14 protein-coding genes are annotated in these 13829 nt (G+C 70.9%); 4 read left to right on the top strand and 10 right to left on the bottom strand.

Annotation, left to right across the window (positions count from 1 at the left end; genetic code table 11):
- Positions 1-43: 43 nt before the first annotated feature.
- The 4 genes from TR46_RS27230 to TR46_RS27215 all read right to left on the bottom strand — a co-directional run bounded on the left by TR46_RS27230 (position 44) and on the right by TR46_RS27215 (position 3367).
- Positions 44-235 (bottom strand): hypothetical protein, encoded by a 192-nt coding sequence (locus TR46_RS27230; RefSeq protein WP_042406076.1) that lies wholly within the window; start codon positions 233-235, stop codon positions 44-46.
- Between the two features lie 105 nt (positions 236-340).
- Positions 341-1603 carry a glucarate dehydratase family protein gene (locus TR46_RS27225; protein WP_042406073.1) on the bottom strand — a complete coding sequence of 421 codons (1263 nt, stop codon included), beginning with the start codon at positions 1601-1603 and terminating at the stop codon, positions 341-343.
- Positions 1600-2580: a 5-dehydro-4-deoxyglucarate dehydratase gene (locus tag TR46_RS27220; protein WP_152626697.1), complete on the bottom strand. Its 981-nt coding sequence runs from the start codon at positions 2578-2580 to the stop codon at positions 1600-1602. Before TR46_RS27220 ends, TR46_RS27225 begins: the two co-directional genes overlap by 4 nt.
- Positions 2581-2707: 127 nt before the next feature.
- Positions 2708-3367 carry a GntR family transcriptional regulator gene (locus TR46_RS27215; protein WP_042406071.1) on the bottom strand — a complete coding sequence of 220 codons (660 nt, stop codon included), beginning with the start codon at positions 3365-3367 and terminating at the stop codon, positions 2708-2710.
- Between the two features lie 154 nt (positions 3368-3521).
- Here TR46_RS27215 and TR46_RS27210 point away from each other — a divergent pair, with 154 nt between their 5' ends.
- The 3 genes from TR46_RS27210 (at position 3522) to TR46_RS27200 (ending at position 6055) form a co-directional block, all read left to right on the top strand.
- Positions 3522-4319: a bifunctional 4-hydroxy-2-oxoglutarate aldolase/2-dehydro-3-deoxy-phosphogluconate aldolase gene (locus TR46_RS27210; RefSeq protein WP_084718966.1), complete on the top strand. Its 798-nt coding sequence runs from the start codon at positions 3522-3524 to the stop codon at positions 4317-4319.
- Positions 4319-5287, top strand: coding sequence for a sugar kinase (locus TR46_RS27205; protein ID WP_042406069.1), 969 nt, complete (start codon positions 4319-4321; stop codon positions 5285-5287). The genes TR46_RS27210 and TR46_RS27205 overlap by 1 nt, the downstream gene beginning before the upstream one ends.
- Positions 5288-5422: 135 nt before the next feature.
- Entirely contained in the window at positions 5423-6055 is a 633-nt protein-coding gene (locus tag TR46_RS27200) for a nucleoside/nucleotide kinase family protein (protein WP_042406067.1), read from the top strand.
- Positions 6056-6119: 64 nt separating this feature from the next.
- Here TR46_RS27200 and mscL read toward each other — a convergent pair whose 3' ends face one another.
- From mscL to TR46_RS27185, 3 genes are all read right to left on the bottom strand, one after another.
- Positions 6120-6560 (bottom strand): large conductance mechanosensitive channel protein MscL, encoded by a 441-nt coding sequence (gene mscL, locus TR46_RS27195; RefSeq protein ID WP_042406152.1) that lies wholly within the window; start codon positions 6558-6560, stop codon positions 6120-6122.
- Between the two features lie 160 nt (positions 6561-6720).
- Positions 6721-8457, bottom strand: coding sequence for an MDR family MFS transporter (locus tag TR46_RS27190; protein WP_500801220.1), 1737 nt, complete (start codon positions 8455-8457; stop codon positions 6721-6723).
- Complete coding sequence (locus TR46_RS27185; protein WP_052433130.1) at positions 8454-9008, bottom strand: MarR family winged helix-turn-helix transcriptional regulator; 555 nt, start codon at positions 9006-9008, stop codon at positions 8454-8456. Before TR46_RS27185 ends, TR46_RS27190 begins: the two co-directional genes overlap by 4 nt.
- 321 nt (positions 9009-9329) lie before the next feature.
- Here TR46_RS27185 and TR46_RS27180 point away from each other — a divergent pair, with 321 nt between their 5' ends.
- On the top strand, positions 9330-10361 hold the full coding sequence (locus TR46_RS27180) for a PD40 domain-containing protein (RefSeq protein ID WP_152626696.1): 1032 nt from the start codon (positions 9330-9332) through the stop codon (positions 10359-10361).
- On the opposite strand, the gene TR46_RS27175 is transcribed toward TR46_RS27180, so the two are convergent.
- The 3 genes from TR46_RS27175 to TR46_RS27165 all read right to left on the bottom strand — a co-directional run bounded on the left by TR46_RS27175 (position 10312) and on the right by TR46_RS27165 (position 13520).
- Positions 10312-11040 carry a histone deacetylase gene (locus TR46_RS27175; RefSeq protein ID WP_439654392.1) on the bottom strand — a complete coding sequence of 243 codons (729 nt, stop codon included), beginning with the start codon at positions 11038-11040 and terminating at the stop codon, positions 10312-10314. The genes TR46_RS27180 and TR46_RS27175 overlap by 50 nt on opposite strands.
- A gap of 159 nt (positions 11041-11199) precedes the next feature.
- Positions 11200-11535 (bottom strand): DUF3040 domain-containing protein, encoded by a 336-nt coding sequence (locus tag TR46_RS27170; RefSeq protein WP_042406065.1) that lies wholly within the window; start codon positions 11533-11535, stop codon positions 11200-11202.
- Between the two features lie 1475 nt (positions 11536-13010).
- Positions 13011-13520 (bottom strand): hypothetical protein, encoded by a 510-nt coding sequence (locus TR46_RS27165; RefSeq protein ID WP_152626694.1) that lies wholly within the window; start codon positions 13518-13520, stop codon positions 13011-13013.
- Positions 13521-13829: the final 309 nt, after the last annotated feature.

Below are 13829 nucleotides of genomic sequence, written 5' to 3'. Positions count from 1 at the left end.
GGGCGGTGCGGAGCAGGCTGTGGAGCGACTGGCGGCGGTGCGGTTACTTGGCTGCGAGGAAGACCACGCCGGCGATGATCGCCAGCACGACGATCACGCCGACCGCGATGACACCCGTGCGGCTGCTCTCGCTGGCAGCGGTGGCGGGCTTGGGCTGGGGGTCGTCGACGAAGGCCCGGAACATCTGCGTGCTCGCGGACGGGTCCTCGACGGGGGGGTTCTGGTAGTCGGCCATGGCAGGTGACTCTAGCCAATCAGGGTGGGCAGTGGTCCCGCGTGTCTGTCGCAGTCCTGTACCGATCACGCCAAAACCCCTTCACAATCACGGGTGGCTCCCGCCTCACCAACCCGGCGTGTGCGGTTGGTAACCCGGGTGCAACCGCTGCATGTACGCGGTGTCGTCGCGGCGTCGCTGCCCGCAGTCGAGGTACAGCCGGTGCTGCCGGGCCAGGGCGTCCTGGTCCAGCTCGACCCCGAGGCCGGGTCCGGTGGGCAGCGCCACCGCTCCCCCGCTGAACGCCAGCGCGCCCGGCACGATCACGTCCTCGTCCTCGCGCTTCCACGGCCAGTGGGTGTCGCAGGCGTAGCTGAGGTGCTGGGTCGCCGCCGCGAGCTGGACCATGGCGGCCAGGCTGATGCCCAGATGGCTGTTGGAGTGCATGGACAGGCCCACGCCGAAGGTGGCGCACAGCGCCGAGACCTGCTGGGAGTGGCGCAGCCCGCCCCAGTAGTGGTGGTCGGACAGCAGCACCCCGATGGCCTGCTGCTTCAGCCCGGGGGCGAGGTGCTCGGGGGCGACCACGCACATGTTGGTGGCGAGCGGCATCGGCGCCTGCCGGGCGACCTCGGCCATGCCCTCGATGCCGGCGGTCGGATCCTCCAGGTACTCCAGCACACCTTCCAGCTCGGCGGCGACCTTGAGCGAGGTGGGGACGGTCCAGGCGGCGTTGGGGTCCAGCCGGAGCGGGAGGTCGGGGAAGGCGGCGCGCAGCGCGCGGATCGCTTCGATTTCCTCCTCAGGGGGGAACACCCCGCCCTTGAGCTTGACGGCGCCGAAGCCGTAGCGGTCGATCATGCGGCGCGCCTGGCGGACGATCCCGTCCGGGTCGAGCGCCGCGCCCCACTCGTCCTCCTCGCCGCCCGGGTGGGCCGCCCACTTGTAGAACAGGTAGGCGGAGAAGGGCACCCGGTCCCGGACCGCGCCGCCGAGCAGGTCGGCGACCGGCCGGCCGACCGATTTGCCCTGAGCGTCGAGGCAGGCGACCTCGAAGGCGGAGAAGACCGAGAGCACGGTCTTGGAGCTGGAGGAGCCGCCGGTGAGGCCGTGGCTGTCGGCGAAGGCGCCGCTGCCCACGGCGCGGCTGACGGCCTGCTCGATCAGCCCGAGGTGGAACACGTCCAGCCCGGTGACCGCCTCGGCTGCGGCCTCCAGCAGCGCGAGGAAGGCGTCGTCGCCGTAGGACTCGCCGAGGCCGACCACGCCGTCCTCGCAGTGCAGTTGGATGATGCTGCGCAGGGCGTAGGGCTCGTGCACGCCGACGGCGTTGAGCAGGGCCGGGTCGTGGAACGCGACCGGGGTGACGGTGACCTGACGGATCTTCACTTGGACTCCTCGGCAGCGCTGGACGAGGTGGTGACCGCGGCGGTGGTGGCTGCGGCGGCCAGGACGGCCCGTCCGGCGGCGATCAGCCGGACCAGTTCGTCCACATGCTCCTCCGCCGCCTCGACCAGTGGTGGACGGACCCGTCCGACAGCCAGACCCTCTCGCACCGCGGCGGCCTTGACCAGGGAGACGGCGTAGCCGGGGACCTGGTCGCGCAGATCGGCCAGCGGCAGCAGGAAGGCCGCCAGCAGGGCGTCGACCAGCGCGTCGTCACCGGACTCCAGCGCCCGGGCGAAGCCGTGGGCCAGGTCGGGGGCGAAGGAGTGGACGGCCGAGGAGTAGCTGCCGATCCCGATGGCCCGGTAGGCGCGGGCGGAGAGCTCGGCGGTCGGCAGCCCGTTGAGGAAGTAGAAGGAGCGGGCGCGCCTGTGCCCGCTGGTGCGCACGGTGGCGACGATCCGCTGCATCTGCTCGACGTCGCCGAGGCCGTCCTTCAGGCCGACCACCTGCTCCAGGTCCAGCAGCGCGAGCGCGGTGGCCGGGCTCAGCCGGGCGTTGGCGCGCTGGTAGACGATCACCGGCAGCGGGCTGTCGCCGACGACGTAGCGGATGTGGCCGAGGACGCCCTCCGGGCTGGAGCTGACCAGGTACGGCGGCAGCAGCAGCACCCCGTCGGCGCCGCAGTCGGCGGCGTCGGCCAGGTACTCGCGGGCGACGGCCGGTCCGCCGCCGGCCCCGGCGAACACAGGCACCCGGCCCGCCACGGTCTTCACGGCGAGGGCGACCACCTCGCGGTACTCCTCGCGACTGAGGGCGGTGAACTCCCCGGTGCCGCAGGCGATGAACACCGCGGTGGTACCGGCGGCCACCTGCTGCTCGACATGGACGGCGAGCACGTCGAGGGCGAGGGCGTCGTCCTCGGTGAAGGGCGTCAGCGGGAAGGACAGCGGCGGGGTGAGTACGGCGTGGAGGTCCATGGGGCTCCTCAGCAGGGCATCAGTCTGTTCATGTTCATGAACTGGATTCAGTTTACTGAACGATAGGAGGGCATGGAAACACCGCCCCCGCCGGAGATGGGCTTCCAGGGGGCGATCCAATCGATAATCAGTCGCCGATCGGAGTGCCGATCCGCTGCCAGATCTCCAGCACATGCTCCCGGAAGAGGATGCCTGCCACGTCGGGGACGCCGCCCTGCAACGCCGCGACCAGCGGGGTGTGGTTCTCGGCGATCTCCTCCAGGCGGCCGAAGTAGACCTTGTTGGACACCGCGGTGAAACTGCGCAGGCCGGCCTCGGTCACCGTCCACATCCGCGCGAGCAGGCCGTTCCCGGCCGCCTCCCAGACATGCCGGTGGAACGACACATCACTGTCGACCACACCGGCGACGTCGTCGCGGCCGGCCGCCGCACGCATCCCGGCCACATCGGCGAGCAGCAGCTCGGCCAGCCCGGCCGGGGCCAGCCGGCACACCTCGGTGGCGGCGAACTGCTCCAGCACCGCCCGCACCCGGTAGGCCTGGCGGGCGTCCTCCTCGGAGATGTCGGCGACATAGCTGCCCCGACGCGGGAACTGCAGCACCAGCCCGTCCGCCGCCAGCCGCCGCAGCGCGTCGCGCACCGGCGCCTGGCTGACGCCGTACCGGCGCGCCAGCTCCAGTTCGACCAGCCGGGAGCCGGGCTCCAGCTCGCCGGCGGCGATGGCGGTGCGGACGAGGTCGTACACCTGGTCGGACAACCGTCCGCCGAGGGCGGGCTCGGCAACCATGGCGGTGCTCCTCGCTGGGGGTCGGTGCGGGTGCTGTCGGCAGTCAGCACTGGGCACTGGGCACTGGACTCGGTACTGGGCAGTGGACTGTCGGATCCGACTCTATCGGGACAGGGGCTATCCGGCCCCGATCCGATCGATTATCGTTCGCGCCATGACGTCCACCGCCGCTGAGCCGCCCGTGCCTCCTGCCGCTCCCACCCTCCCGGCCGCCCCCGAGCCCCTCGGCCTCCCCGCCGCCCCTGTCCTCGACCTGCTGCACCGGCACCGACTCGTCGCCGTCCTGCGCGGCGGCAACGCCGACGCCCTCACGGCCGCCACCGCCGTGCTCGCCGCCAACGGCGTCAAGCTGATCGAGCTGACCCTCTCCAGCGCCGCCGGGCTGCCCGCGTTGCGCCGCGCCGCCGCCGACCGCACCCTCCCGCCCGGCACCCTCCTCGGCGCCGGAACGGTGCTGACCCGGGACCAGGCCAAGGCCGCCATCGACGCGGGAGCCCGCTACCTGGTCACCCCCGGCGTCGCCGAAGAGGTCCTCGGCGAGGGCGTCGACCAGGGCGTTCCGGTCATCTGCGGCGCGCTCACCCCCAGCGAGGCGATGGCAGCGGTACAGCTCGGCGCCACCGCCGTGAAGCTCTTCCCCGCCTACGCGGTCGGCGGCCCCCGCTATCTGCGCGACCTGCGCGCGCCGCTCCCCGACGTCCCCTTCATCGCCATCGGCGGCATAGCCCTGGACGACGTCCCCGACTACTTCGCCGCGGGCGCCGTCGCCGTCGGCGTCGGCTCCCCGCTGCTCCGCGAGGCCGCGGACGAGCCGACCCCGGCCGCTCTCGTCGCCCTGGCCGACCGCGCCCGCGCCTATGTCGCCGCGACCTCGGGGGCGCCGGCGACCTCGGCGACTCCGGCGGTGTCAGCGACTCCCGCGTCTCCGGCGTCTCCGGCGGCGGGTGCCTGATGCCCGGTCTGGTCACTCTGGGCGAGAGCATGGCCATGCTCTGCTCCCCCCGCCCCGGCCCGCTGCGGCACGCCCCCCACCTGGACCTCTCCATCGCGGGCGCCGAGTCCAATGTCGCCATCGGCGTCCGCCGGCTGGGCCACCCGGCGGCCTGGATCGGCCGCGTCGGCGCGGACGAGTTCGGCGCCCTGGTGCTGGAGCGGCTGCGCGCCGAACAGGTCGACGTCAGCGGCGCGCTGGTCGATCCACACGCCCCCACCGGGCTGCTGATCAAGGAGCAGCGCACCCCCGACGTCACCCGGGTCCAGTACTACCGCACCGCCTCGGCCGGCTCCCGGCTCGGCCCGGCCGACATCGACGCGGCCGCGGCCGCCGGGGCGATCACCGACGCCGATGTCCTGCACATCACCGGCATCACCCCGCTGCTCTCCCCGAGCGCGGCCGAGGCCGTCGCCCACGCGGTGAAGCTCGCAGCCGCGGCAGGCATCCCGGTCTCCCTGGACGTCAACCACCGGACCGCGCTGGGCGGGGCGGCGGAGCTCCGGGAGCGGCTGACGCCGCTGCTGCCGCACGTCTCCCACCTCTTCGGCAGCGAGGAGGAGCTCCTGCTGCTCGCCGACGCGACCGACGAACCGTCAGCGGTGGCCCGCCTCGGCGGTCCCGGGCGGGGTCCCGACCTCATCGTCAAGCGCGGCGCCCGCGGCGCCTCGGTCCACCCGGCCGACGGCCGCCCCGCCCTGCACCGCTCCGCCGTCCCGGTTCGCGCACTCGACCCGGTCGGCGCGGGCGACGCCTTCGTCGCCGGCTATCTCTCCGCGCTGCTCGACGGCGCGCCCCTCGACGACCGGCTCCGTCTCGGCTGCCTCACCGGCGCTTTCGCCGTCACCGTCCCCAGCGACTGGTCCGGCCAGCCGACCCGCGACGAGCTCTGCCTGCTGGACGCCGAGGCGGGGACGACGCTTCGGTAGGCGGAGGGCGGCAGCGCCCGCCGCCGCCCGGGAATTACCGCGCCCCGCACCCACGTTGCACCTGATCACGGCTTCGACCTCCCCCGCCTCCCCCACCTCCGACAACTGACCGCCGACCGACAGAAGAGGCCCGACGTGCAGGTCCGTCCGCTGACACCGGAAGCCCTCGCGGACGCTCTCGCGGAGCGGGTGCACGCCCTGCCGCTCCCCGAGGGCGGCCGGCTGCGGGTGGCGGTGGACGGCGCTCCGGCCGCCGGGCCAGGGGGGCTCGCGGAGTCCGTCGCCGAACTGCTGCGCCTTCTCGGCCGGCCGGTGGTGCGGGTCAGCGCGGCGGACTACCTGCGCCCGGCGTCGCTCCGCCTCGAGTACGGCCACCAGGACGCCGACGCCTACTTCGACGGCTGGCTGGACGCCAACGCGCTGTTCCGCGAGGTCTTCGACCCGCTGGAGCCGGGCGGCAGCGGACTGGTCCTGCCCGCGCTGTGGGACGCGCGGGCGGACCGGGCCGTCCGCGCGCAGCCCGTACCGCTGCCGCCCGGCGGCGTCCTGCTGCTGGACGGTCCGCTGCTGCTCGGCCGCTGGCTTCCGCTGGACCTTGCGGTCCATCTGCGGCTCAGCCCCGCCGCGCTGCAGCGGCGGACGCCGCCGGACGAGCAGTGGACCCTGCCCGCGTTCGCCCGCTACGAGGCGGAGACCCGTCCGACCGACGCGGCCGACCTGGTGGTGCGGGCCGACGACCCGCGCCGTCCGGCGCTGGTCGTCGGCTGAGCGGGCGTCAGCACCGAGTCGCCGCTGCTCCGGGTGCCACTGCTCGGTTCCTACTGCTCGGCTGTTACTGCTGCGGGTACGCCTGCTTCGGCAGCTGGGCCTGCACCGTCAGCGGGATGGTGCAGAAGGAGCAGCGGGTGGCCGCGGCCGGGACCGTGCTCAGGCACTCCGGGCACTCCTTGGTCTTGACGTCGGGCTCCTTCGCCGGGAAGAAGCGCTGGTGCATCCGGTTCACCGGCATGACCACGAAGTAGTAGACGACGAAGGCTATGAGCAGGAAGCTGATCGCGGCGCTGATCAGTGCGCCGTAGGGGAACTGGACACCGTTGACCTTGAAGTAGGCGCCGGTGAAGTTGCCCGACTTCTTGGTGATGACCCCGATGATCGGGTTGAGGAACGCGTTCACGAACCCGTTCACCACGGCCGTGAAGGCCGCGCCGATCACGATGCCGACCGCGAGGTCGACGACGTTCCCGCGCAGCAGGAAACTGCGGAAACCCTTCATGGTGTTCTTCTCCGTACTGTCCGGCGCCAGCGACTGGGACGGGGGTTGAGACAGGGGGTGTGACGGGGGACTGGCGCGGCCATACCCTCCCAGGTTTGACCCCGAACATGCGAACGGCCCCACCTCCCGGTGGGGCCGCCGCAGGTCGCACGTCGCAGTACTAGGAAGCGTCGGCTTCCTTCGCAGCGGCCTTCTCCATCGCCGCGGCCGCGGCCTGGGCCTGCGCCTGGATGCCGGAGACGCTGCGCAGCGGCACCTCCTTGATGAACAGCACCAGCACGAAGGCCAGCGCCGTCACACCTGCGCCGAGCAGGAACACCAGGTGCATCGAGTCGGCGAAGCCCTGCTTGAACGGGGCCGCGAAGACGTCGTCCAGCTTCTGGATGAACGAGGAGTCGCTCAGCACCGAGGAGCCGCCGCCCGAACCCGGGTGCTGGATCAGCTGCACCACCGGCTGGTTCCCGGGCTTGCCCGCGACCGCCGGGTTGTTCAGCGCCTGCTGGAACTGCGGGGTCCTCGCCGCCGCCGTGAAGGCGTGGTTGATCTTGTCGCCGACGGTGCTGAACAGCACCGACAGGAAGATCGCGGTACCGGCGGTGGCGCCGAGCTGGCGGAAGAAGGTGGACGAGGCGGTGGCCACACCCATGTCCTTCGCCGGGACGGCGTTCTGCACGGAGAGAGTCAGCGTCTGCATGGTGAGGCCCAGGCCGATGCCGAAGAGGAGCATGAAGCCCATGGTCTCCAGCAGCGGGCTGTTCCACTGCACCTCGAAGTGGAACAGCAGCATCGCGACGGTCAGCAGCGCGGTGCCGAACACCGGGAAGATCTTGTAGCGGCCGGTACGCGCGGTGAGCTGACCGGTGGCGATCGAGGCGGCCATCATGCCCAGCATCAGCGGCAGCATCAGCAGACCGGACTTGGTCGGCGAGGCACCCTTCACGATCTGCAGGTACTGCGGGATCATCAGCATCCCGCCGAACATCCCCATGCCGACCAGCACCGACAGCAGGCTGGTCAGGCTGAACACCTTGTTGCTGAACAGCCGCATCGGGATCAGCGCCGCGTCGCCCATCCGGCGCTCGACCAGGATCCAGGCCACGACTCCGCCCACGCCGACCAGGTAGCAGGCCAGCGAGCGGCCGGAGAGCCAGCCCCAGCTCTGTCCCTGCTCGGCGACGAGCAGCAGCGGGACCACGCCCAGGGCGATGGTGACCGCACCCCACCAGTCGATCCGGTGGTTGCGACGGGTGTGCGGGACGTTGAGCACCTTGGCGACGACGAACAGCGCGACCATGCCGATCGGCACGTTCACCAGGAACACCCAGCGCCAGCCGGCGATGCCGAGGATGGTGCTCTGACCGGCCAGGAAGCCGCCGACCAGCGGGCCGAGCACGCTGGAGGTGGCGAACACCGCGAGGATGTAGCCCTGGTACTTGGCCCGCTCACGCGGCGGCACGATGTCGCCGATGATGGCCAGCGCCAGCGACATCAGACCGCCGGCGCCCAGGCCCTGGAAGGCGCGGAACGCGGCCAGCTCGATCATCGAGGTGGCGAAGGTACAGGCGATCGAGCCGGTCACGAAGATGCTGATCGCGGCCAGGAAGTACGGCTTGCGGCCGTGCATGTCGGAGAGCTTGCCGTAGAGCGGCGTGGCGATGGTCGAGGTGATCAGGTAGGCCGTGGTCGTCCAGGCCTGCTGGCTGAGACCGTGCAGGTCGTCGGCGATGGTCCTGATCGCGGTGCTGACGATGGTCTGGTCGAGGGCGGCCAGGAACATACCGATCATCAGACCGCTGAGGATGGTCATGATCTGGCGGTGACTCAGCCCGCCGGGCGCGGGTATGGGCGCCGGCGACGCGACGGCCGCCGTCCCCCCGCTGGTGTTGCTGCTGCTCACTGGTGCTCTCCTTGCCCTGCTGCGGCGGCCGCCGTCGGGGCGGTGGCCCCGAGCGTTCCGCCGAAGATTTCGTGGTGGTGCTCTGCGAAGTCGTCGTTGAGGCGTCCGAACAGCCGGACCAGCTCGTAGCGGTCCTCGGCCGTCCAGGCCTCGAGAAGCCGGGCCAGCCGCTGGTTGCGCTGGTCCCGGAAGTGCTGGAAGGCGAGTACGCCGGCCTCGGAGGCCGACAGCAGCGTGCCTCGGCGGTCCTCGGGGTCGGGAGTGCGTTCGACCAGGCCCCGATCGACCAGGGAGCGGACCTGCCGGCTGACCGTGGACAGGTCCAGCAGCGTCTCGGCCGCCAGGTCGGTGGCCCGGCGCGGGCCGTAGGTCACCAGGCGGGCGAGCAGCAGGCGGTCCCCGCCGCCGTTCTCCTCCCGGGCCCGGAGCTTCCAGGCATGGATCAGCCGGCTGAACCGGCTGACCTCGTCCCCCAGCCTCAACGCGGCCTCCTCCGCGGTGGCCGCGCCACGCGGTGGCGCCGCCACCGGCACGGCTGCTTCGGGCTCCATGGCGGACCCTCCCTGATCATGCTCGTCGCCACATTATTGCTTGTCTCCAGCAAGTAACTGTACACGCCACCGTTTAATTCCCTCCTACCTGCCGGAGCCGGGGCTCCGCCCGCAGACCCGGCCCCACCTGTCAATCCGCCGTGAGGCGTCGCCGAAGCGCGCACCGGACAACGCTGTCAGCACGCGTGCACAGCCGTGCCGACGTGCCAGAACTACGCTTGCGGGCCCGTTGATGCGGCGGAGGCCGCCGGGCTACGTTTGCGCGCAGTTCATTCGTGCACGGCCGCAGGGGGCGGCCGCACGACAGGGGGGTCAACCGTCATGCGCCTACGTCATCCGCTTGCCCTGATTGCCACGTCCGCGGCCCTGCTGGGGCTCTGGGGCGTGCCCCAGAGCTCCGCCGCCACGGCTGCCACCGCCGCCACCGCCGCCAGGCCCGCGCCCGCTCCGGCCAACGGCCCGCTGCTCAGCTGCACCGGCTCGACCTACGGCCACCTCACTGAGGCCGTCACCCTCACCGACCCGACCACCGGCAAGCAGACCGCACTCACCCCGCCCGGCCAGGGCTGCTATCCCTCGGCCTCGCCGGACGGCGGCCTGATCGCCTACTTCACCCCGGGCACCCTTGTCTCCGATGGGAACCGCACCGGCGTGACCCTGCGGATCATGGACCGCCACGGCACCCACAACCGGCTCGTCCATGCGCTGCCCGGCGCCGTCCAGTTCCTCGGCGCGGCAGGGTTCACCCCGGACGGCCGACACCTGGTCTTCGGGACCTACAGCGTCAACGACCAGGGCGTCGCCTCCAGCACCAAACTCTGGATCATCGGCACCGACGGCAGGGGGCTCGCGCCGTTCAAGCTCGGAATCCCGGGGACAGCGCTCGGCCTGCCCACCTACTCGCCCGACGGCAGCACCATCGCCGCCATCGTCGACGGCACCGTCCGGCTGCGGAAGGGCCGGACCGTCACTGAGTTGAAGGTGCACTACGACCAGCCGGTGACACCCGACCCGAGCTCCTCGCTCCGCTGGTCGCCGGACGGCAAGGACCTGCTCTACGTCGCCGGCGGCGCCCCCTACCTGGCCTCGCTCGACGGACAGCACAGCCAGCAGCTGGCCGCCCCGGTCAAGGGCACCGACGGCCTCACCCGGTTCGGCGGCCCGGTCTACTCGCCGGACGGCAAGCAGATCGCCATGATCGAGACCGACGACCCGGCCGGCGCCAACGGCGGCTACTACAGCTTCCTCGGCGCGATGGACCCCAACGTCCCCGGCATGGTCCGCGAGCTCCCTCCGGGTCTGCTCATCGACGGCGACTGGACCAACCTGGTCTGGCTCCCCGCCGCGAAGTAGCGTCCGCAGCCCCGTCGCCGCCCAGCAGGAGGGCGGCGACGTCGGCGGCGGCCCAAGCGCCGGCGGCGCCGGGGCGACCGGCCAGGTAGCCGGCGATCTCCCCGGGCGACCAGCCGTGCGCCTCCCGCAGCCCCAGCGCCAGACACCGCAGGTAGGCCGCGGACGGGCTGTTCCACACCGTCTCCGAGCTGCGCCAGGGAGCAGTGAACGTAAGCACCGGCCAGCCGTCCAGGACACCGGGGCAGACGAGCGTCTGATACCGCCCGTCCCCCAGGCTCGCCCGCCCATCGCTGAGCACGCCGCTCAGATCGAGGTCCTCCCCCGGCTCCCGGTACATCTCCTGAGCAGCGACATCAGCGAACTGCGAGGCCGTCAGCAGGTGGGCCGCCGCCGGCGTCTCCCCATCGTCCAAGGGGTCGTAGAAGCCCATGCCCCCGCCCCAGGCCATCGACTCCAGCGCGAAGTACAGCCGCCCCGGCAGCACCACCGCGGTTTTCCGCGCCGGCGGACTCCCGTCCCGGCACCCCGGATACGTCCGCCTCCCGCCCGGCGGCCGCCCGCCGCCGAGGTAGTGGTCCAGCCGCTCCCCGAGCATGTTGGACCCGTAGGCGGCGTACCAGACCCGCTCCACCGCCACACCGCCCGCACGGAGCCGCTCCGGCCGTCTCACTGCGATCACCCTATGGATCATGCCCAGCCGGTCCTCCCGTCACTCGGGAAGCCAGGCATCGGAAAGTGGGTGACTCTCGCGAAGCGCACCGACGACCGCTCGAAGCCGCCCCGCCTGGAGAACGGCGCGCCCGGCTCGGTCCAATCGCCGTCAGCGTCCCAGTCGCCGTCAGCGTCGCGTGGGATGGGCCGACCGGGCCGCGGGCCTTCGGACGTGTCGCCGCACCTGTGCGAGCACCCACAGGACCGCCGCGTCGAACACGGACACCGCCAGCAGCAGGATCCCGAGCACCAGCACGGCGGCGCTGTGCAGTGCGAACGCGAGCGCCAAGGCGATCGCGCCGACGACCGCCATCCACACCAGGAACCGGTGCCGGGCCAGGCCTCGTCGGCGCGGTGGTGCCCATTGGTCGAATCGCGCCAGCATCCGCGCCAGATCCGGCTGCTCCGCAGCAAGATCCGCCTCGATGCGCGCCAGTGCCTGCCGGTCATGCACGGACAGCATCACGCGCCTCCCGTCTGTGGCCCCTATGAATTCCTTTGCCCGTCACAGCCGCGGCTCACACCCGTCGCCACCTGCCGTTCTGACGTGGATCGGACGCCCGGCCCGTGCATCGTCTGCCGGGTCCGGCCGCGGTCGGCGGATTGCGGGTGCCTTGTTGATATGTACACGCAGGAGGGCCGACAGGGCGTACACAGTTCGCGGCCGAGGTCGCCCGTGCGGGGCTGTGGTCGGTGCACTCGCCCGGAGCCCGCCGGGGGCGCCCGGGTCGACCATGGTCAGGTTCATCACCAACGCCTGGACGTCGGCAGTCCGGCCGACGAAATGCGGCAGGTCCAGGTACACCACGCCGCCGCGGCGTACGGGCCCCTTGGGCACCGGGTTGATGCGCGCGGGGAGACCGGTCCGGGTGTCCAGAACGCGGGTGCGCCTCCCCGGAGCGTGATTGAGGTTCGACACCGGCGGACGCGCGGTGCCGTCCGGGTGGGCCGTGGCACAGCCCTGCGCCCTGGCGTTCGTCTCTGTGAGATTGAGAACCGCAGCGGCCGCGTTCTGGGCCGGAACCCCGTGGGCGCCCGCGATCTGAAAGGTCGTCGTACCGAGGCCGGGCACCTTCGCCACCGGGCGTCCGCCCGTGGTCGACCTGGTGTCCATGAGCCGGATCGGCGCCAGGGGGTGGTAGCCGCTTCCCTTCGCCCTTGCGTAGTAGCCCTGGACGTCGGCAACCAGGCGTCGAACAGCAGACGGGCAACAGAAAACCCCTGGCTCGGAGTCAAGCTCCGGGGCCAGGGGCCTATTTGATGTGCGCTCAGCAGGATTCGAACCTGCAACCTCTTGATCCGTAGACCGTAGGACTTAGTAATCTGCCAGGTCAGGGCACACGCAGCACACTATGACTCGTTCATTCCCGTTGGTGTTGTGCACCCGCGCGCACAGCGTTTGGTCCCCGGCTGGTCCCCAACAATGCACCTGGTTCGCAGAGCCTTCTGGCCTCTTCGTCCCGCATCAATTCCGACCCCATCCCAATCATGGGAATCACTGCTTCTGACCTGCGACGCTGGTCCGTGAACGTCCGTGCCCGTCCGTCGTTGTGCGCGGCCGTTGTCACTCAGTTAGACACTCGCTAATGTGGCGCGCCTCGAGCATGCGGCCGGGGTCCGGCGGGGACTACTCGGGGCGAGGGACATGGGCAGAGGTTGCAGGTTCCTCTGGTGGAACATCCTGACTTTTGTCGGGTGGCCCGTCTTGGTTGCCGCTGGCGTCACGGTGGCGGTCCTGTGGAGCCACCCCATGGTGCCGACCCTCGTAGCTAGCCTGCTGGCTGATGGAGTTGCCCTGGGGATCCTTCTGCGAGTTCGGCACGCCCTCAATCAATCGTCACCGTAGCTAGTTTGGAAGAGTCCGCTACCGGATCACGGCTGACCTGACGATCCGCTGACCTGCGCCGCAGCACTGCTGGCCCTGTCGTTCCCCTCGGGCTACGCGGGGCCGCCTACGGGCCGCTGGAGCTGGTTCGGGTCAGGCTGGCGAGGCGTCAGCACGAGGTCGAACGCTTTCTCTGCATCCACTTCGGCTTGGCAAATCATCTTCCCAAGTTCGGCTCGCTTCACTCGCAAGTCCGATATCAGTTGATAGGCGACGGTTGTCCAGATGGCCGTGATCGTACTTGCGTCAAACCCGCGATACTTCACGGTCCGCTCGCCGAGCGCAGCACGAATCACCGCCGTCACCTGAATCTGCTCCAAACCATGATCACCCGGCAAGCGGAGGAGACGCGTGACGAACGCATGCACGTCGGATGGTGGAGCATCGTTGAAGGCACGCATCACCAACGACTCGAAGACCAGGCGCACTACCGCAAGATCCGCTAACGGCGAATCGCGAAGACGCATCTGGTGATCAGCAGCCTCTTGCAGGTCAAGCGATAGCATCGCCAGCAGCCATGCTCCCGCAGCAGATTGCGGAACGGACCGCTTTGACCATCGCATCGCGCGTGCGCTCCTCCTCCGACCCTGCCTGATGAGAGACACACCCCGGACTGCAGCGGTTCCCGCGACGCCCCGACTCAGAAGTCGAGGAAGTGATGCATCGGTTCTCTGACCTGCGGCCGGTTTGCCGATCATTCCCCTGACCTGCGGGGGAGCGGTCGGTGGTTGTCGTCGTTGTGCATCCTTGGCCATCCTCGCACGGCCCCGGGACAGAGCTAGGGCGGGGCTTTCGACGGCATGGCTACCACCACCACCTGACCAGGGCGAACCAGGTTCCCGCAGCTCCAACGATCAATATCAGGAACGGGT

The sequence above is a fragment of the Streptacidiphilus carbonis genome (assembly GCF_000787775.1).
In the GTDB taxonomy this organism is placed as follows: Bacteria; Actinomycetota; Actinomycetes; order Streptomycetales; family Streptomycetaceae; genus Streptacidiphilus; species Streptacidiphilus carbonis.
The sequence above is the reverse complement of the archived record's forward strand: the minus strand, read 5'-3'. Positions and strand labels throughout refer to the sequence as shown.